Origin of the sequence: Weizmannia acidilactici (assembly GCF_008974225.1) — a bacterium.
Lineage (GTDB): Bacteria > Bacillota > Bacilli > Bacillales > Bacillaceae_C > Weizmannia > Weizmannia acidilactici.
In genome coordinates, this window is record NZ_BKZR01000039.1 from 13,458 (window position 1) to 31,324 (window position 17,867).

General features: G+C 44.5%; 15 protein-coding genes, 5 pseudogenes, 2 riboswitches and 1 other annotated feature. Of the genes and pseudogenes, 17 read left to right on the forward strand and 3 right to left on the reverse strand.

Annotated features, from left to right (window positions below; genetic code table 11):
- Nucleotides 1-33: 33 nt before the first annotated feature.
- Nucleotides 34-843, forward strand: a complete 810-nt coding sequence (locus GBH70_RS17360; RefSeq protein WP_253693886.1) for a methyl-accepting chemotaxis protein — start codon at nt 34-36, stop codon at nt 841-843.
- 61 nt (nt 844-904) lie between these two features.
- Nucleotides 905-1,123, forward strand: a pseudogene (locus GBH70_RS13085) (sodium ABC transporter ATP-binding protein); the annotation flags it as partial.
- A gap of 150 nt (nt 1,124-1,273) precedes the next feature.
- On the opposite strand, the gene GBH70_RS13090 reads toward GBH70_RS13085, so the two are convergent.
- The gene (locus GBH70_RS13090) at nt 1,274-1,645 is read right to left on the reverse strand and encodes a GntR family transcriptional regulator (RefSeq protein ID WP_253693894.1); all 372 of its coding nucleotides are present in this window, start codon (nt 1,643-1,645) and stop codon (nt 1,274-1,276) included.
- Nucleotides 1,646-1,739: 94 nt separating this feature from the next.
- On the opposite strand from GBH70_RS13090, the gene GBH70_RS13095 reads away from it, so the two are divergent.
- The 4 genes from GBH70_RS13095 to thiE all read left to right on the forward strand — a co-directional run bounded on the left by GBH70_RS13095 (nt 1,740) and on the right by thiE (nt 5,260).
- A complete protein-coding gene (locus GBH70_RS13095) occupies nt 1,740-2,162 on the forward strand; it encodes a GNAT family N-acetyltransferase (protein ID WP_151681459.1) in 423 nt (140 codons plus the stop codon).
- Between the two features lie 334 nt (nt 2,163-2,496).
- A riboswitch (TPP riboswitch) is annotated at nt 2,497-2,606 on the forward strand.
- A 391-nt stretch (nt 2,607-2,997) separates the two neighbouring features.
- Entirely contained in the window at nt 2,998-3,819 is an 822-nt protein-coding gene (thiM, locus tag GBH70_RS13105; RefSeq protein ID WP_151681460.1) for a hydroxyethylthiazole kinase, read from the forward strand.
- Nucleotides 3,816-4,619 carry a bifunctional hydroxymethylpyrimidine kinase/phosphomethylpyrimidine kinase gene (gene thiD, locus GBH70_RS13110; protein ID WP_151681461.1) on the forward strand — a complete coding sequence of 268 codons (804 nt, stop codon included), beginning with the start codon at nt 3,816-3,818 and terminating at the stop codon, nt 4,617-4,619. Before thiM ends, thiD begins: the two co-directional genes overlap by 4 nt.
- Nucleotides 4,616-5,260 (forward strand): thiamine phosphate synthase, encoded by a 645-nt coding sequence (gene thiE, locus GBH70_RS13115; protein WP_172967492.1) that lies wholly within the window; start codon nt 4,616-4,618, stop codon nt 5,258-5,260. Before thiD ends, thiE begins: the two co-directional genes overlap by 4 nt.
- 177 nt (nt 5,261-5,437) lie before the next feature.
- Here thiE and GBH70_RS13120 read toward each other — a convergent pair whose 3' ends face one another.
- Nucleotides 5,438-5,707: a hypothetical protein gene (locus GBH70_RS13120; RefSeq protein WP_151681462.1), complete on the reverse strand. Its 270-nt coding sequence runs from the start codon at nt 5,705-5,707 to the stop codon at nt 5,438-5,440.
- A gap of 479 nt (nt 5,708-6,186) precedes the next feature.
- Here GBH70_RS13120 and GBH70_RS13125 point away from each other — a divergent pair, with 479 nt between their 5' ends.
- From GBH70_RS13125 to GBH70_RS13135, 3 genes and pseudogenes are all read left to right on the forward strand, one after another.
- Complete coding sequence (locus GBH70_RS13125) at nt 6,187-6,834, forward strand: MOSC domain-containing protein (protein WP_151681463.1); 648 nt, start codon at nt 6,187-6,189, stop codon at nt 6,832-6,834.
- 20 nt (nt 6,835-6,854) lie between these two features.
- A pseudogene (locus tag GBH70_RS13130) lies at nt 6,855-7,266 on the forward strand (GNAT family N-acetyltransferase).
- A gap of 34 nt (nt 7,267-7,300) precedes the next feature.
- Nucleotides 7,301-7,947: pseudogene (locus GBH70_RS13135) on the forward strand (alpha/beta hydrolase).
- A 465-nt stretch (nt 7,948-8,412) separates the two neighbouring features.
- Here the strand turns inward: GBH70_RS13135 and GBH70_RS13140 are convergent.
- Nucleotides 8,413-8,887, reverse strand: a pseudogene (locus GBH70_RS13140) (GNAT family N-acetyltransferase).
- Nucleotides 8,888-9,522: 635 nt separating this feature from the next.
- Here GBH70_RS13140 and GBH70_RS13145 point away from each other — a divergent pair.
- The 8 genes and pseudogenes from GBH70_RS13145 to GBH70_RS13180 form a co-directional block, all read left to right on the forward strand.
- The gene (locus tag GBH70_RS13145) at nt 9,523-9,888 is read left to right on the forward strand and encodes a nuclear transport factor 2 family protein (RefSeq protein WP_151681464.1); all 366 of its coding nucleotides are present in this window, start codon (nt 9,523-9,525) and stop codon (nt 9,886-9,888) included.
- A 124-nt stretch (nt 9,889-10,012) separates the two neighbouring features.
- Nucleotides 10,013-10,113, forward strand: a riboswitch (SAM riboswitch).
- A gap of 199 nt (nt 10,114-10,312) precedes the next feature.
- Entirely contained in the window at nt 10,313-12,124 is a 1,812-nt protein-coding gene (locus tag GBH70_RS13150) for an assimilatory sulfite reductase (NADPH) flavoprotein subunit (protein WP_172967419.1), read from the forward strand.
- A 17-nt stretch (nt 12,125-12,141) separates the two neighbouring features.
- Nucleotides 12,142-13,851, forward strand: a complete 1,710-nt coding sequence (gene cysI / locus GBH70_RS13155) for an assimilatory sulfite reductase (NADPH) hemoprotein subunit (RefSeq protein ID WP_151681466.1) — start codon at nt 12,142-12,144, stop codon at nt 13,849-13,851.
- A gap of 117 nt (nt 13,852-13,968) precedes the next feature.
- Nucleotides 13,969-14,568 carry a hypothetical protein gene (locus GBH70_RS13160; protein ID WP_151681467.1) on the forward strand — a complete coding sequence of 200 codons (600 nt, stop codon included), beginning with the start codon at nt 13,969-13,971 and terminating at the stop codon, nt 14,566-14,568.
- A gap of 98 nt (nt 14,569-14,666) precedes the next feature.
- Nucleotides 14,667-15,358, forward strand: a pseudogene (locus GBH70_RS13165) (MerR family transcriptional regulator).
- A gap of 118 nt (nt 15,359-15,476) precedes the next feature.
- Nucleotides 15,477-16,556: an NAD(P)H-dependent flavin oxidoreductase gene (locus GBH70_RS13170; protein ID WP_151681468.1), complete on the forward strand. Its 1,080-nt coding sequence runs from the start codon at nt 15,477-15,479 to the stop codon at nt 16,554-16,556.
- A 14-nt stretch (nt 16,557-16,570) separates the two neighbouring features.
- Entirely contained in the window at nt 16,571-17,134 is a 564-nt protein-coding gene (locus GBH70_RS13175) for a GNAT family N-acetyltransferase (RefSeq protein ID WP_151681469.1), read from the forward strand.
- 103 nt (nt 17,135-17,237) lie between these two features.
- Nucleotides 17,238-17,459: a binding site (T-box leader), on the forward strand.
- Nucleotides 17,460-17,683: 224 nt separating this feature from the next.
- Nucleotides 17,684-17,867 (forward strand): DALR anticodon-binding domain-containing protein (locus tag GBH70_RS13180; protein ID WP_253693897.1); only part of this gene is annotated, 184 nt, incomplete at its 3' end.

A 17,867-nucleotide genomic window follows, 5' to 3' on the forward strand; every position in this document is an offset into this window, starting at 1 on the left:
TTCCAGCTGCCGCATTGCCCGGATGTTTGGGGTATGATGTGTGAAGGGGATTTGGAAGAAGTATATCGGATGCACGGCGTGAACTGGCGATACAATTTTCTATATCGGCAGCTTACAATCGGGTTTATTATACTAAATGAGGTTTATTACATAACATTATTCGGCCTGCTCCCCCGCTTGGCCGGTGTTATTGGGCTCATTTTATTCAATACTGTGTACAGTTTGCTTGCCGGCCGTTTCCTCAACTGGAAATTATTCCAGCCGCTTGAAAATCACCTTCATATGATCAACCGATTTATCCGGATGAATGCCAAAGGGGAAGGAGACTTAACGAAACGGTTACAAGCAGATCAATTTCCTAATGATGAAACAAAGTCTCTCGCGATCTGGATTAACAATATGATCGATTCTTTGGAAGGCATTATGGTGCGGGTGAAGCGGGCTGCAGCGGATGTCCAGGAAAGCCAGCGCCAATTGAACGAGTCGACCCGTTCGACAGAGGCTTCCGCGGAACGGGTGAGCAGTAAAATGGCCGTCATGCTGAAAGGCACCCGCCAGCAATTGAGTGATTTGGATGTGGCTAAAGATGCTTCCCGGCAAATGAGTGAAACGCTGCGGAAACTCGAGAAAGCAGCATCCAAGCAGCTTGCGGTGGCCCAGGATGAAGTATCACGTATCGGAAATAAAATGGATCATATCCAATCAACTGTGAAAGAAACAAATGGGACAATTTACTCTTTTATCGGAACAACGGAAAAAATTAAACAGTTGTTGCAGGTCATTGACGAAATTTCCACGAAAACAAATCTGTTGTCTTTGAACGCTTCCATTGAAGCAGCGTGAGCAGGGGAGGGGCTTTGCCGTCGTGGCCAATGAAATCCGCCAGCTTACCGAATTGACAAAACAGTCAGCTCTTGTAAAAGGAGATAACCACCTGATTGACGAACAGACCCGAAAACAATTTCTGCATCTGCGGCAAACCGGAGACGGATTTGAAGGCATCACAAATCAAAAGAAAGAAGTACTGGAACGGATGCCTGGCGTACTGATGGAAAGGCCTACAATTGAGGACATCATGCTTGCATATATTGGGGGTGGGAAGAATGTTGCTGCCGCTCGTTAAAAAAGATTTTCTCCTTGTTAAAAAATATTTGTTGTTTCTGCTCATCTTTACAGCTGTTGCGCCGGTTTACCTTTCATCCCAATTACCGGAAGGCAGCGGTGAACTTGCATTTTTTGTAACGGTTCTTTACTTGGAGTATATTTTATTCAACTATGTATCGGAATTGAAGTCAATTTTGATTTGTTCATTTTCTTGGCCGGCTTTTTCATGTAACTGTTGATGGAAAAGCACGGTTTCCGGGAGGAGATCATTTTTGAAATCCGCAACAAATATCCCTTTTCGCGGCCTGCTTTCTGCATAGCTTTCCGCCGTCAATTGTTCGTAGGCCGATTGAATCGTATTGATGCTTAACCCGAGATATTCAGCCAGTTTCCGTTTGGACGGTAATTTTTCACCCGGGCGGATGTTGCCGGATAAAATTTCCTGCTTGATAAAATCAACAAGCTGCATATACAGCGGGATATTGCTTTCTTTGTTTAGAAACGGCGTTAATTCAATTATTTTTCTGCCTCCAATCTGCATTACTGGATCCTATCAAAAATTCGAATCTGGACCTTTTGATTATACCAGATTGTGATTAAATGAGTGTGAGCCAGTATGAAAGGAGATGTTGAAAATGGAAATAAAGGAATTGACAAACCGGGAGGAATGGAAATCAGCTTTTCCGGTGATGAAACAGCTGCGCGTGCATTTGGATGAGGAGCACTATCTTCAATTGGTCGAAGAAGCAGCCCGATCGGCAAATTATAAAATGTTTGCTGTATATGAAGGCGGAAAAATCGTTGCGGTAACAGGTTTTATGCCGATGATGACCCTTTACAACGGACGGTTTATCTGGGTGTGCGACCTGGTTACGGATGCAGCATGCCGGTCAAAAGGTTACGGGGCCAGGCTGATTGGATATGTAGAACAGTGGGCCAAAGAAAAGGGGTATGGCATTGTTTCCCTCTCATCCGGCCTGCAGAGAAAAGACGCACACCGGTTTTATGAAAAAATGGATTACGATAAAGTAAGCTATGTGTTTTTGAAAAGATTGTAAGACTTTACTTTGAATTTCAATATTATTTCAGATTGTGATTTTCAAATGATTCCAGATGTATCATATTCAATACACGGCTTGATATGGAGTGATGGGCATGGTATGCTAGTTAGCATTGTTTTCTTCTCGCCCCATTGCCATCAAGCTAAGCCCACAGAAGCTCCATGTCAAGCCACTAAAGGCATAATGATTCGTAATATAGAGTGCATATGTTAATTTTTCGCGAAAAATCCGGAATAATTCGAAAAAATTTACTGTTTTTTGCCGAATAATGTGCCCGTGTACACTTTACAAGGGAAAATAAAAAGCATATAATTGGTAAAAAGTAAATATTTCAGACTACTAGGGGTGCCCAAATGGCGGGCTGAGAGAAAAACATTTGTTTTTCAACCCTTTGGACCTGATCCGGATCATACCGGCGTAGGAAAGTAGGATTTTGAATGAACAATACTTTTTGCTGATCAAGTCAGGTCTTTACGGGCCTGGCTTTTTTGCATTGGAAAGGATGGGATAAATGAAACTGGAAGAACAAGTGGTGCTTGTAACAAGCGGAAGCAGGGGATTGGGAAGGGCAATTGTAAAAGCTTTTGCAAGAGAGGGGGGCGAAAGTTGTCATTTACTATTTTGAAAGTGAGCAAAAAGGAAAAGATTTACAGGAACATTTAGGAGAAAATACTTAAATAAATAGAAGCAACAACGCTGCTATAAAAAAATCACGGAATCGGAAAGATGATGCAGAAGCAATGCTATTTTTGCATTTCCATGGGCAAGAGCCGTGACCGGGCAAAAACTTGTCGTCGCCGGTGGACTCGTAATGGATTAGGAGGAGATCAAAATGGAAAAAACAAAACCGATTGAACTGCTTGAAAAAATCAGGGCGGTAAATCCGCTCATCCATAATATCACCAACATTGTCGTTGCCAATTTTACGGCAAACGGGCTTTTGGCCCTCGGGGCTTCGCCTGTGATGGCAGATGCCGTGGAAGAAACGGCCGAAATGGCGAAAGCAGCAAATGCGGTTGTACTGAACATCGGCACTTTAAATGAAAGAATAGTCGATGCGATGATTTTAGCGGGAAAATCCGCAAACGAAAACGATGTTCCGGTTGTGCTCGATCCCGTTGCTGCAGGGGCAACGCATTTCCGGACGGAAACTGCACAGAAACTTTTGCAGGAAATAAATTTTACCGCCATCAGGGGCAATGCGTCGGAAATCGCAAATCTGATCGGAATGAAGTCGAAGATTAAGGGAGTGGATGCAGGAGAAACCAACTTGGATGCCGGCGAACTGGCGCTAAGAGCTGCGAAAGAACTCAACACAACGGTAGTGGTGAGCGGGAAAACGGATGCGGTGTCAAACGGGTCTGATGTCTATCTCGTACATAACGGCCATCCAATATTAACAAAAGTGACTGGAACCGGGTGCCTCTTGTCTGCCGTTTGCGGCGCGTTTTTGGCTGTGGAAAAAGATCCGGTTACAGCTGCCGTATCGGCACTTGTTATGTACGGTACAGCTGCCGAAATCGCACGGGAAAAAGCAAGAGCGGATTTGCCGGGAAGTTTTCAAATCGAATTTTTAAACCAGCTTGCAACGCTTAGTGCCGAGGATTTGGAAGCGTATGGTTCGTTTGAAAAGAAAGCAGGGATTATTCAATGAAAAAAGCGTTGACGATTGCCGGTTCCGACTGTGGCGGCGGTGCAGGCATTCAGGCGGACTTAAAAACGTTTCAGGAACTGGAAGTGTATGGCATGTCGGTGATTACCGCCGTAACCGCCCAAAATACGCTCGGTGTCCAGGGCGTTTTTCCATTAGGGACGGAAGCGGTGGTCCGTCAAATCGATTCGATTGCGGAAGATATGGGGACGGACGCATTAAAAACAGGAATGCTGTTTGATTCTGCCATTATTGAGGCTATTGCGGAGAAAATCAAGGAATATCATTGGGAAAAAACCGTTGTCGATCCGGTGATGATTGCCAAAGGCGGGGAAACGCTGCTGCAGCAGGAAGCGATACACGCTTTAAAAAATAAGCTGCTCCCCCTTGCATTCATTGTGACACCGAATATTCCCGAAGCAGAAGAGCTTTCAGGAATTAAGATCCATCATTTCCCGGATATGAAAGAAGCAGCCCGGATCATTTCAGATTCCGGGGTCCGGTATGTCATGATTAAAGGCGGCCACCACGAAAATTCCCCGGTATCCCGCGATTTGCTTTTTGATGGGCGGAACTTTTACGAGTACACCGCCAAAAGATTCGTAACGAAAAATACACATGGAACCGGCTGCACGTTCTCATCCGCCATTACGGCAGAGCTGGCAAAAGGCGCGGACGTTTTCGATGCAGTAGCAACAGCGAAAGATTTTATTACGGCTGCGATTGAAGACGGCATCCAAATCGGAAACGGGCACGGGCCGACAAACCACTGGGCGTACAGGAAAAGGAGCATGGTAAAATGATAGAGGAGAAAGATTTGCGCGCTGCATTGAAATTGTATTTCATTATGGGCAGCCCGAACTGCCAGTCCCGCCCGCAGCAGGTGTTGGAAGATGCTATCAATGGCGGTGTTACTTTATTTCAGTTCCGGGAAAAAGGAAAAGGTGCGCTTAAAGGAGATGAAAAGAAAGCACTTGGAGAGGAATTGCAATGGATATGCAAAAACCATGGCATTCCTTTTATCGTAAATGATGATATTGATTTGGCTTTGGAACTGGATACGGACGGCGTGCATATCGGGCAGGAAGATGAGCCGTTGGAATCGGTTCGCGAAAAAATCGGGAATAAAATCATCGGTGTTTCAGCTCATACTGTCGAAGAAGCAAGGCAAGCAGTAAACGGCGGGGCGGATTATCTCGGGGTAGGCCCGATTTTCCCGACGAAATCGAAAGAAGATGCAAAAGCGGCGCAAGGAACATCTGTGATCACTGATATGCGGAAAAACGGTATCCGGCTGCCAATCGTCGGGATCGGCGGAATTGGCCGCGGCAATGCAAAAAGCGTCATAGAAGCCGGCGCTGATGGCATCTCGGTGATTTCTGCAATTGCGGGTGCTGGAGATGCAGCAATTGCTGCGGCAGCCTTGAAAAAAGAGTTAACTTGATGATCTAAATGTTCCATATGTAAACCGGCTGACCGAGATCGGAATCTCCAATGGTTGTTGTTTCTTTTTTCATAGAAATAACGGGAGGGGTTTCTTCAAATCCATCTACAAGTATGGTTCAAACCCCTTCTTTTTCATTTGTGTGAATAATGCTTCAACCAGTTCCTGCCAGGTACTTTAGCGCCGGGATTCTTTTAAAATATAGATGGCTATTAAATAACCGGAGCTTTCTTGTTTATTTGCTTTCGTTTTACCGCCGCCGGTAAAACTGATCATTTTCCCTTTTTGATTTTCAGTCATAAATACAGTTTGGTGGGAATCGGCCAGCACTTGATTCCAAAGTGTTATTTTTTCCTCGTATGTCAGGGTGTCCAGGCAGGCATCAGGCACGATCCCTTTGTAAGTCGTTTTCCACGCATCCACATGCACTTTCGCAATCCCTTCCACCTTTTGGTGCAGCTTTTCTAAATTTCATATCATCCTCCGGTTCATCGTATCTTAATTAAATTTTAGCATTATAAATTCACAAAAAAGTAAAATTTGACAGGGGATGGTGATGTTCAATCATAACATTGATGGTCAACTATACGTAGAATTTCTGCAGCAACATCATAAGGAAGCGTTATTTAATCTGATTGACAGACAGGTGAAATGCGACTGGCATTCAGGGACTGCATGATTTCGCACCAAGACAAGAACAGCGGAACATCCAGTTAAAAGAAGTATTGGAAACATTACCATTTGATATCGAAAACCATGTGGAAGATAAAAATGAATATATGAGGGCGGTTGATGAAAAAGTGAAATATTCGTGTTTAAATTAAGGGATCCCGTTCCATTTTCATATTCTTTTTTCAATTGTTTATCAAACCGGATTTCCGTTATGGTAAAATTTAGACAAACAGTTTAAAAAGGAGCGATGATGAATGGCAAAGGGCGTTGTCGTTTCGGTAAATGTTGGCAAACCGCAGCCACTGCCGTATAAAAAGAAAGTTGTGCAGAGCGGGATTTTTAAAGCACCGCAGGACGGCCCGGTTTTTTTAGCAAAAATCAATTTTGAGGGCGACGAGCAGGCGGATATCGTCCATCACGGAGGCGAAGACAAGGCGGTCTGTGTCTATATTGCTGACCATTTTCCTGTATGGGAAAAAAAGTTCAACCGCACGTTTGAACCCGGGGCGTTCGGCGAAAATATTACACTTTCCGGGCTGACGGAAGCGGATATACATATCGGGGATGTTTTTCAAATGGGGGAAGCGGTTGTACAAGTGTCCCAGCCGCGTGAACCGTGCTATAAAATTGCGGCAAGATACGAATTGGATCGTTTTCCGGCTGATATCATAGAAACCGGCTATACCGGCTTTTACATGCGCGTCTTGAAAGAAGGCTTTGTCCAAAAAAATGATCGGTTCATTTTGCTGGAAAAAGGGGAAAAGCAGCTTTCCATTTTGTATCTCAATCAAATCAGATATCATGATAAGACGAATTATGCTGCGATGGCGGAAATTTTAAGCGTAGAAGCGCTGGCCGAAGCTTGGCGGAAGCCGTTTCGGAAATTATTGTATCAACAATAAGTGGAGAGGAAAACGATCTGTTGGACATTAAAATTCTTGATGATTTTTCACAGGCAAATTTGGATGAAATGGTAGAAATCTATCAATCTGTCGGCTGGAATAATCATACGAAAGCGATCATTACACAGGTTTTTCAAGCAATGTGACTGCATTGGCGTCGGAGCAGGATTGTCGGTTTTGGCCGGGCACTGTCAGACTGCGTTTTTAATGCTGCCATTTACGATGTCGTCGTACACCGCGATTTTCAAGGCCGCGGCGTCGCAAGGTACATCATGGAATATTTGCTTCGTGAACTGCGCGGTGTTTCCTGCGTCCATTTGATCTCCACCATCGGGAAATGAAGCATTTTACCGAAAATTTGGCTTTAAAAAAATTAAAACCGGTATGGCGCATTATCTTCGTGAAAGCTTGGCGGACGAGTATTTGGAATAACCTTACATGAAAGGGGAGAAAGCACATCCAAATTATGGCCGAAAATAAAGTTTTACACACGGGTCATCCAATCCGCTATACGCATGCCAAAACAGATTCTGATCGGATTTGCTTCATGTTCTCCGGCGACGGGTATACATACGAAAAACCGCTCCTTTACTATGCTACGATGGTGATGTTGGAAAACCGTATCGATGTTGTCCAGATCCATTACGCGTATGAAGCCGATCTGCTGAAAAAGCCGCTTGAGGACGTTACGGAAACGCTTATGGCTGACATTGATACGGTGATCGAAGAAGTGCTCCAAAACGGGGAATATCAAGATAGTGTTTTTCTCGGAAAGTCGCTCGGGACGATTTCCATCGCGAATGCACTGATGAAAAGGCAGGGTTTTTCCGGTTCGAAAATTTTGCTTACACCGCTGTTAAATATTGTACCGGTTTTTGAATCGCTTTTGAAAAGCGGACATGCCGGCCTGCTCGTGATCGGGGATCAGGACCTGCATTTTGATATTGACAAAATTGAACAGCTGCGCCAAACCCGTTTTCAAATCGAAGTGATCCCGAACGGCAACCATTCTTTGGAAATCGGCGAATTTGATACGCCAGCGTCCATTTCTGCTTGGCCAATATAATGGAAAAAATAAAAGAAGCAGTGCATGAAGCATGCATTGCTTCTTGAAGGCGGCTAAATGTACTTTTCTAAAATGATTTTGGCTCTTTCGTCCAAATTGTAGGCAGTTGTTTAAGCGAAAAATATTTTAGGTGTAAGCTCTCGCCGTCTTCCATGGCCAATTCGCCTGTGGCCCCTTCAGCGATCTAAACGCCGATGACATTGTTATTTCATCTCTGTTTGGATACCGGAAATATAATTCTTTTCCGGGCAACAGATCAACAAACCGAAAAGATGCTTTCGCGCAGGCCGGTTTCCTCATACAATGCGCGGGCTTTCCGTTTCTTCAAAACTTTCACCTATTTCCATCGCACCCGCCCGGAAACTCCATTCTTTTGTATCGGAGCGGAACTGGAATAACATCTCGCGCTTTTCGTTCATGACAATGACGGTTGAGCCGGCGAAAATAATTGGTATGCTTACAATAAATTTTCTGGATTCTTTTACATATTCAGCCGTGATTGCCCACTCTTTCTAAAGTTTTTTTACCAACAGTATTTCATCCCGGATCGGTATTCTGTTGTCTGCAATAAGCGGGATCCCCGGCTTTCTTTTTCTTGCCTCTTCACCGGCATTTATAAACAATTGGCCAACCTGTAACCCTTTTTTTGGTAAAACTTCAGCGCATGCAAATTATCATTCGTTGTGATCAGTTTGATTTGCGAACATGATTTTTCTTTTTCCGCTTTTTCAACTTCCTTCAGGAGGGCGGATCCGACTCCTTTGTCTTCCACGATACTGTCCAGTGAGATCATCTCGCATTCGTTTTCTCTTATTATATAAGTAACTAAACCAATCATCTTGTTATCTTCGCTGACTGCGGCAAAACCATCCAGTTTGTCACATTTATATATGCCGCTTGAAATCACCATTTCCGAGCATCCCAATGTTTGGTAAAAAATGCACTTACAACAGCTTCCGGCATATCGCTTTTTGGAATGACATTCATTTTCCCACCCCATTATTTTTATAGCTTTAAGTTATTTTGATATTCCATTTCCCAACCGCTTTGCGGCAGGGGCTTTATCGGCAGCATGGTGCCCAGGAGCGCGATAACTGCACATCCAATAAAAATATAGCATATGGAATCTTACCTGTTGATGATCGCGAAATTTACGAGACTCCTGCGGGATAAGCGAGCAAGAAGAGCCCCCTCGTGCTAAGGTACGAGCGAGGAGGCTAGCGATGCGTGTGAAAAGCGGAAAGTGCGTGAATTTCTCGATCATCAACATTCTTCGATAAAAAAGGACCCCTAAGTCTGTTTACCGATTTTTGGGCCAGCCACGTTAGAGGAAAATTTTCCCGAAGAAATGGTTTTAAGAAGCTTTGTCAGGACCGTTCGAGCAAAATAAAACTCCTGAAACAGTCCTTAGAAGCTTTATAAAGACCATTTGAGTAACATTTCTGCTTAAAAGGGGCTTTTGGGCCGGCACCGGTAATGATGGCGGGAAGGCCGCGCCCGTTCCCGTGGGGTATAAACATCTTCCCATTAAATATTACCGAACTCTCAACAAAATTAAAAATGCCAACTGTATTTTTGCACATTATTTGGTACAATTATTAAAAAATGCGAGATGAATAAACATGGTTAATCAACTTTCATTAAAAGAACACTTAGAGCAGCTAGAAGAAAAATTATTACAGCCGGAAGTCCGGGGATCACGGGAAGAACTAAAAAAATTGCTTGCCGACAATTTTTTCGAGATCGGCAGTTCCGGAAAAATTTTATACAAAAACGAGGAAATCGGGGAAGAGGGAATCGGAAAGGTGGAAATGGTTTTGAGTGATTTTGAAATCCATCCCTTGTCCGAAGAAATTGTACTTGTGACTTACCATATTTTTAATAAAGAAAACGGGCAGCATTCCCTGCGCAGCTCGATATGGAAGCATACAGAAGGCAAGTGGAAGATGCGTTTCCACCAAGGAACGAAGACGGGTGATTCAAACTGACCATCCGAACCGCGGAACACAACATTTATAAGACAATTTCCAAATATGTTTTCGAAAAATAATTGACTATTGGGCAAATTAACTATATAATAGTTTTCAATGATTTCTAAATAATTTTTATTACTTCTTATCAAGAGAGGTGGAGGGAAGGGCCCTTTGAAACCTCGGCAACAGGTTGAAAAACACTGTGCCAATTCCTGCAGACATTTGTCTGAAAGATAAGAATAGTTGAATCGCGTGGATCGCAACTCTTCTTATCTTTCGGTAAGAAGGGTTTTTTAGTGGGATAGGCACAAAAACAAGGAGGTAGCTGTTACTGCAAATCCAAGTAAACATCCCTGTCTATTTGGATTAAGAATCGATAGATAACACAAACATACATATAAGGCATTGCGATAAAACAAGTTTGTGTGAGGTGGAAATCTTGCCATTAAGCGTACAAAACAGCCCATTTAGTAAAGAACAGGCAGAACAATTGAACCGATTGCTGGAAACCTTATCGGATCAGCAAAAATTGTGGTTGAGCGGTTATTTAACTTATCCGCTCGCTGAACAAGCGGCGAATGATACAGGTTCCGTTGCAGTTGCGGAAAAAACAGTGCAGCTTGCTACGAAAGAAGTTACGGTTCTTTACGGTTCAGAGACCGGAAATGCCCAGTCCCTTGCCGAAGAATTTTCCGCTAAGTTGAAAGAAAAACAGTTCAAAGTATCTTTTTCACCGTTGGATGCTGTAAAACCGAGAGATTTAAAGAATGCCAAACACCTGTTGATCATCACAAGCACTCAGGGAGAAGGGGATCCGCCGGACAACGCCTTATCTTTTTATGAATTGATCCACAGCAGAAAAGCCCCGAAACTGGATGGAGTCAAGTTTTCTGTATTGGCACTCGGGGACCAGTCTTATGAATTTTTCTGCAAAACCGGAAAAGATATCGACAAAAAATTGGAAGAGTTGGGCGGAGAACGGTTTTATCCGCGTGTTGATTGCGATGTCGATTATGAGGAATCGGCAGCGGAGTGGTTTGAAGGCGTTACAGGCGTGCTGGAGGCGTCCGAAAGCCTGTATCCAGCAGGCGGAGAGACTGCAGGGGCAGCTCCAAAAGCGCAGGAAACCGCTTTTTCAAAATCCAATCCATTCCATGCGGAAGTACTTGAAAATATCAATTTAAACTGGGAAGGTTCGAATAAAGAGACACATCATCTTGAATTGTCGCTTGAAGGATCAAACTTCACGTTTGAACCTGGGGACAGCATAGGGATCTATCCGGAAAATGAACCGGAACTGGTTGACCGGCTGATCCAAAAGCTGAACTGGAACCCTGAGGAACCGGTCACGATCAATAAAAAAGGCGATGTCCTGCCGATAAGGGAAGCTTTGCTTTACCACTATGAAATTACGAGATTAACAAAACCACTGCTCCAGCAGGCGGGAACGCTTTTCGAAAACAGCGCTTTGGCGACATTGCTCGAAAAGGAAGATGAGGCAAAAGCTTATCTTAACGGCCGTGATCTGGTCGATTTGGTGGAAGATTTCCCGCCGCAAAAAGTGAAACCGGAAGTTTTTGTGAAAATCCTCCGGAAAATGCCGCCGCGGCTTTATTCGATCGCAAGCAGTTATAAAGCGAATCCGGACGAAGTGCATCTTGTGATTGCCTTAGACCGGTTTGAGGCAAACGGAAGGCTGCGTTCGGGCGTCTGCTCCGGGCAAATTGCCGGCCGGGTTAAGCCGGGCGACCGCCTGCCGGTTTACGTCCACCGGAATCCGAATTTCAAACTCCCGGCTGACCAGGATGCGCCAATTATCATGATCGGGCCGGGCACCGGTGTCGCGCCGTTCCGTTCATTCTTGGAGGAAAGGGAAGCGGAAGGCATTACCGGAAGAACATGGCTGTTTTTCGGCGACCAGCATTTTTCGACCGACTTTCTTTATCAGCTCGATTGGCAAAACTGGATGAAAAACGGTGTGCTCGAGCGGATGGACGTTGCTTTTTCCCGCGACCAGGAGGAAAAAGTATATGTCCAGCACCGGATGTTTGAAAAGAGCAAAGATTTTTATGCGTGGCTGGAAGACGGTGCCTATGTTTATGTCTGCGGCGATGAGAAGCATATGGCTCGCGATGTCCATGAAGCTTTGATCGAAATTCTTGAAAAAGAAGGAAATATGACGAGGGAAGAAGCAGAAGGTTATTTAAAAGACATGCGCCAGCAAAAACGTTACCAGCGTGATGTTTATTAACAGAAAGGAGCAGAATAATGTCTGGTAAAAAACTTGATCCGCTTGAAACAATAAAAGAAAACAGCCGATTTTTAAGGGGAACAATTGCGGAGGGACTTAAAGACACTTTAACCGGCGCCATTTCGGATGACGACAATAAATTGCTGAAATTCCACGGCAGCTACCAGCAGGATGACCGCGATGTCCGCAATGAACGGCGCAAAAAGAAACTCGAGCCTGCTTACCAGTTTATGGTGCGGGTACGCATCCCGGGCGGCGTTGCGACACCGGAACAGTGGCTCGTAATGGATGAACTGGCCCATAAATACGGGAATGGAACGTTGAGAATGACTACGCGGCAGACTTTCCAAATGCACGGCATATTAAAAAAGAATTTGAAACAGGCGATCCGGGAAATGAACGAGGCGCTGATGACAACTTTGGCCGCCTGTGGGGATGTCAACCGCAATGTGATGTGCAATCCGAATCCATACCAGTCGGATGTGCATGCAGAAGTGTACGAGTGGGCGAAAAAAACGAGCGACCACTTGCTGCCGAGGACTTCCGCTTATCATGAAATTTGGCTGGAAGATGAAAAAATCATCGACACCAAAGAAAAGAACGATTCCGAACCGCTTTACGGCCCGACGTACCTGCCTCGAAAATTTAAGATCGGTTTTGCAGTGCCGCCTTCCAATGACGTTGATATTTTTTCACAGGATTTAGGGTTTATTGCCATCTTAAATGACGGTAAGCTGGAAGGGTTTAATGTCGCAGTCGGCGGCGGGATGGGGATGACCCACGGGGATCCGAAGACTTATCCGCAGCTTGCGCGTATCATCGGTTTCTGCGCGCCGAACCAGGTCATTGAAGTGGCGGAAAAAGTTGTATCCATCCAGCGCGATTACGGCAACCGCGCAAACCGGAAAAATGCGCGCTTCAAATATACCATTGATGCGCGGGGCCTCGACTGGATCAAAAATGAGTTGAATGAAAGGCTCGGTTGGGATCTCGGCGAAGCTCGCCCGTTCCATTTTGACCATAACGGAGACCGTTACGGCTGGATTAAAGGCGACGGGAAATGGCATCTTACGTTATTTGTCCAAAGCGGAAGGATCAAAGATTTCGACGGTTATCCGCTGATGACGGGACTGCGTGAAATTGCAAAAATCCATCAAGGTGAATTCAGGCTTACGCCGAACCAGAATGTCATCATTTCAAATGTGACAGATGAAATGAAAGGAAAAATAGATGAGCTGGTAGAAAAATACCATTTAACGGACGGCAAGCATTATTCCGCCCTCAGGAGAAATTCGATGTCCTGTGTGGCATTCCCGACTTGTGGCCTGGCCATGGCGGAATCCGAACGATACTTGCCGACACTGCTCGGAAAAATTGAGGAAATCTTGGATGATGCAGGATTGCGCGAAGAAGAAATCGTGATCCGGATGTCCGGATGCCCGAACGGTTGCTCACGTCCGGCACTAGCGGAGATTGCTTTTATCGGGAAAGCCCCGGGAAAATACAATTTGTATTTAGGCGGCAGTTTCACCGGAGACCGGCTCGCATGCCTGTACAGGGAAAACATTGGGGAAGAAGAAATCCTGGCTTCCCTCCGCCCGATCCTGCTGCAATACGCGAAAGAAAGGCAGGAAGGCGAGCATTTCGGCGATTTCGTCATCCGCGCCGGCTATGTCGAAGCCATCCATGACGGCCGCGATTTTCATAAAGCAACAGCATTGAACTGATAAGCATTTTCAAATACTGCGCTGAAGGCTTATGTCCTTGGCGCATTTTTTCGCTTTACAACTCTTATAAAAATGGGACATACTGAGTGGTAGAAGAATAATAAAGGATGAAGGCTCATGCTAAAGACAAACCTGAAAAAATATATCACAAATCATAAGGATTCTATAATTATATTATGTAAACAAGAGTTCGACTACATTGATCGCCATGCCGGTTTTTTCGGTGATATAATGCAGAAGGTGAAGTTTATTGAAAAAGAAAGCACAGCCCGTTTTTTCGATGCCTACATAGAACGGTGCAACAAAGAAACAGATGAAACGATCGCAGTTGAAACCCCGCAGTTTTTAAACGAGCCGGTTGTTTATTTAAAAAAGCATAGGAAAGAGTATCTTTATGTCGAATCTGACTGGTTTGACATTATTGGGATAGACGGCATTTCGCTCGAGCTGGATGATGTGTTCGGCCATTACAATTGCATGCTCGGGCTGAAGATGCAGAAAAAATACGGCGAGGCGATTCAATCGGCATTATCGGAACTGCTTGTGGGGGAAATAGCTGGTGAATTGATGTTTGAAGGAAATGAAGGCATCTGGGATGTGAATTTTGGCCTGAATGATGTGCCGGGTTACGATGAAGAGATGACTTTGATGGATGCCTTTGTAAAAATTTACGAAGTTTTATTTGCGTTAAATGAAAAACTCGAAAAATCGTCTTGACCCTCTCGCTGCGTCACCCTTTATAGTGGTGATCGAAAGGGGCATTAATGATGAGAATTAAATAAGCGGCAAATCTTGCCGGCGTCAGTGTCAGTACGTTGCGCCATTATGACGCGATCGGGCTGTTAAAGCCGGCGGAAATTTCACCGTCCGGCTACTGGCAATATTCCGATGAAAATCTGGAAACCCTGCAGCAAATTTTATTTTTCAAAGAATTGGGCTTCCCTTTGCAAAAGATCAAGGAAATCATCGATAGCCCTTCGTTTAACAGGCTGGAGGCGCTGCAACTGCAGCGGAACATGCTGATCGAAAAACGGAACCGGCTTAACAAGATGATCAACTTGATCGAAAAAAAATCCAATCGGAGAAAGGGGAAATCCAAATGTCCAATGAAGAAAAATTTAAAGGGTTCCGTTTTAAAGGAAATCCGTATGAGCAGGAAGCACGTGAAAAGTGGGGAGATCAGGCGGTGAATAAAGCAAACGCTAATCTTAAAAAGCTTTCCGCTGATGAAAAATCGGATTTAGCGGATGAAATGAACGGCATTTACCGCGAACTCGCCCGCATTCGCCATACCGCGCCGGACTCGACGGAAGCGCAGGACGCCATCCGCAAATGGTACGAATATTTAAACCGCCATTTCGGCCATTATTCTCCGGAGTCTTTTAAAGGGCTTGGCCAAATGTATGTGGATGATGAGCGGTTTACGAAAAACATCGACAAGTTCGGTGAAGGGCTGGCAGCATTTATGGCTGCGGCAATGGCGGTATTTGCGGAAAGAAATAGCTGAAAGAAAAAGGCAGAAGCTTACTGACGGCTTCTGCTTTTTTAGTTTTTTTGTATATTGAAGGATCTTAATCAAAAGAATAAACTTAAAATTATAGTGATTTCAAAAAGGGGATGTTTTCATGTGGCATGAAACAAAGGCGTCAATAATTTTATCCGTTCAATTTCCGATCATTCAAGCAGGTATGGCAGGCGGTGTGACGACGCCAGAACTGGTTGCGGCTGTGTCCAACGCGGGTGCGCTCGGCATGATCGGTGCCGGGTATATGACAGCGGATGCTTTGAAATCGGCGATTCAAGCGGTAAAGGCGGGGACGAATAAGCCTTTCGGGGTAAATTTGTTTGTGCCGGAAATTCCGAAAGTAAAGGATGGAGAACTGCAAAGGGCAAACGAATTGCTTGATCCAGTTCGCGAAAAACTTGGAATGGAAAAGGTTCATATGAAACCGGCTGTGGATGTTTCGGTTTTTTTTGAACAAGTCGAGATCGTCATCCGTTATCAGGTGCCAGTTTGCAGTTTTACATTCGGTATTCCGCCGGAATCTGTTATTAAAAAATTAAAAGCGCGCGGAACCATTTTGATTGGTACGGCCACTACAGTAGAAGAAGCCATTTTAAACGAAAAATCCGGAATGGACCTTGTCGTTGCGCAAGGGAGTGAAGCAGGCGGGCACCGCGGCAGTTTTGAGGGTGATTTCGCACATGCGATGATCGGCACGATGGCGCTTGTCCCTCAGGTTGCAGATGCGGTAAGCATCCCTGTCATTGCAGCGGGTGGTATCATGGACGGCCGCGGAATCCTTTCCTCGCTGATTTTAGGCGCGGAGGCGGTGCAGATGGGAACGGCGTTTTTAACGACGGCGGAAAGCGGTGCACATGCTTTACATAAAAAAGCGGTGTTGTCGGCCACTGAGGATCGGACGGTTGTCACTTCTACTTTCAGCGGCAAGCCGGCACGCGGAATTGAAAATGGATTTATCCGGGAAATGACGGAATATGAAAAAGAATTACCGCCTTATCCGATTCAAAATATACTTACGCAGGAAATCCGAAAAACAGCAGCCAAACAGGGAAACGCAGACTACCTTGCAATGTGGAGCGGTCAAAATCCGCGGCTGAGCCGGGAGCTTCCTGCCGATGAGCTTGTCCACCGGCTGGCCGGGGAGGTAGACGTATTAATTGGCAGAATAAAAGAAAAATAGCGGGGGAGATATGGATGTTTGGATATCAAATTGATGGTGAAGTTTCATTAAAACTTCCTGAATTAAGAGATGCAGAAACCGTATTTAAGCTGACAGATCAGTCAAGGCAGTATCTTCGCAAGTGGCTGCCATGGCTTGATGGAACAACGAGTGTGGAAGATACAAAAAATTTTATCCGGGCTCCACTGAAAGATTATGCAGAAAATAAAGGCATGACCGCGTTTGTTCTATTTAACGGGGAGATTTGCGGTACGGTAAGTTATAATTCAATCGATTGGACAAACAGGGCTGTCCATATCGGCTACTGGTTCGGTGAACCGTATCAGGGGCACGGCATCATGACGAAAGTAGTCAAAGCAATGACGGATTATGCTTTTAAACAATTAAATATGAACCGGGTTGAAATCCGGGCTGCCACTAATAATTCAAAAAGCAGGGCAATTCTCGAAAGGCTTGGATTTAAGGAAGAAGGCATTATCCGGCAGTCCGAATGGCTGTATGACCACTTTGTTGATCACGTAGTATACGGCATGCTGGCATCGGAGTGGAAAACAGGTAAAAAACCTGATATACGTTGAGAAAGACATGCGGGCAAAAAGATGCTAAATCATTTCAAAGATGAAATAACGGGAATTACGCTATTGTAATTTTTATAAAATTGGATATAATTCTTTAAAAAAGTTAAATTCAATGAAAAAGAGAGTATTGATTTGTGAAATTCAAGAGAGCCGGGGATGGTGGAAACCCAGTATGGAGCAAATCATGAAGCGAACTTTGGAAGGGCTTTCCTGAACAGAAGTAGGGAAAGACGGGAAGATTTCCGTTATCACATGAGGAACGGTTTTTATTTTCTTAAAAACAATAAGAGTGGTACCGCGGGTTGAATAAACGCCCGTCTCTTTACAGGATTGGTAGAGAGACAGGCATTTTTTATTTGGAGGGATAAAAGTGAATCATTGTATTTGCCGGGTTATTAAGTAAGGCTTTGGATGTCTTGCTTCAAAAAGAAATGATCGTCAACATGATCGAAAAACCTAAATTTAACCATTTGGGGAATTTCCAGTACAAGATGCAGAAGCTTGGTCTATTGTTACAGAGCTTATGGCTTTTCCGGATGTTATTCATCGTTGGAGGAGTATGATCCGTCGCAAATTGCCAAATATTTGATTGAGCGTGCAAAGGTATTTAATAAGTATTATGCGTCTGTCCGGATTTTGGAAAATCAAAACTTGAGATATTCGAGACTGGCACTTGTTTTATCGGTAAAAATAGTATTAAAAGAAGGCCTGAGATTATTGGAGATAAAGGCGC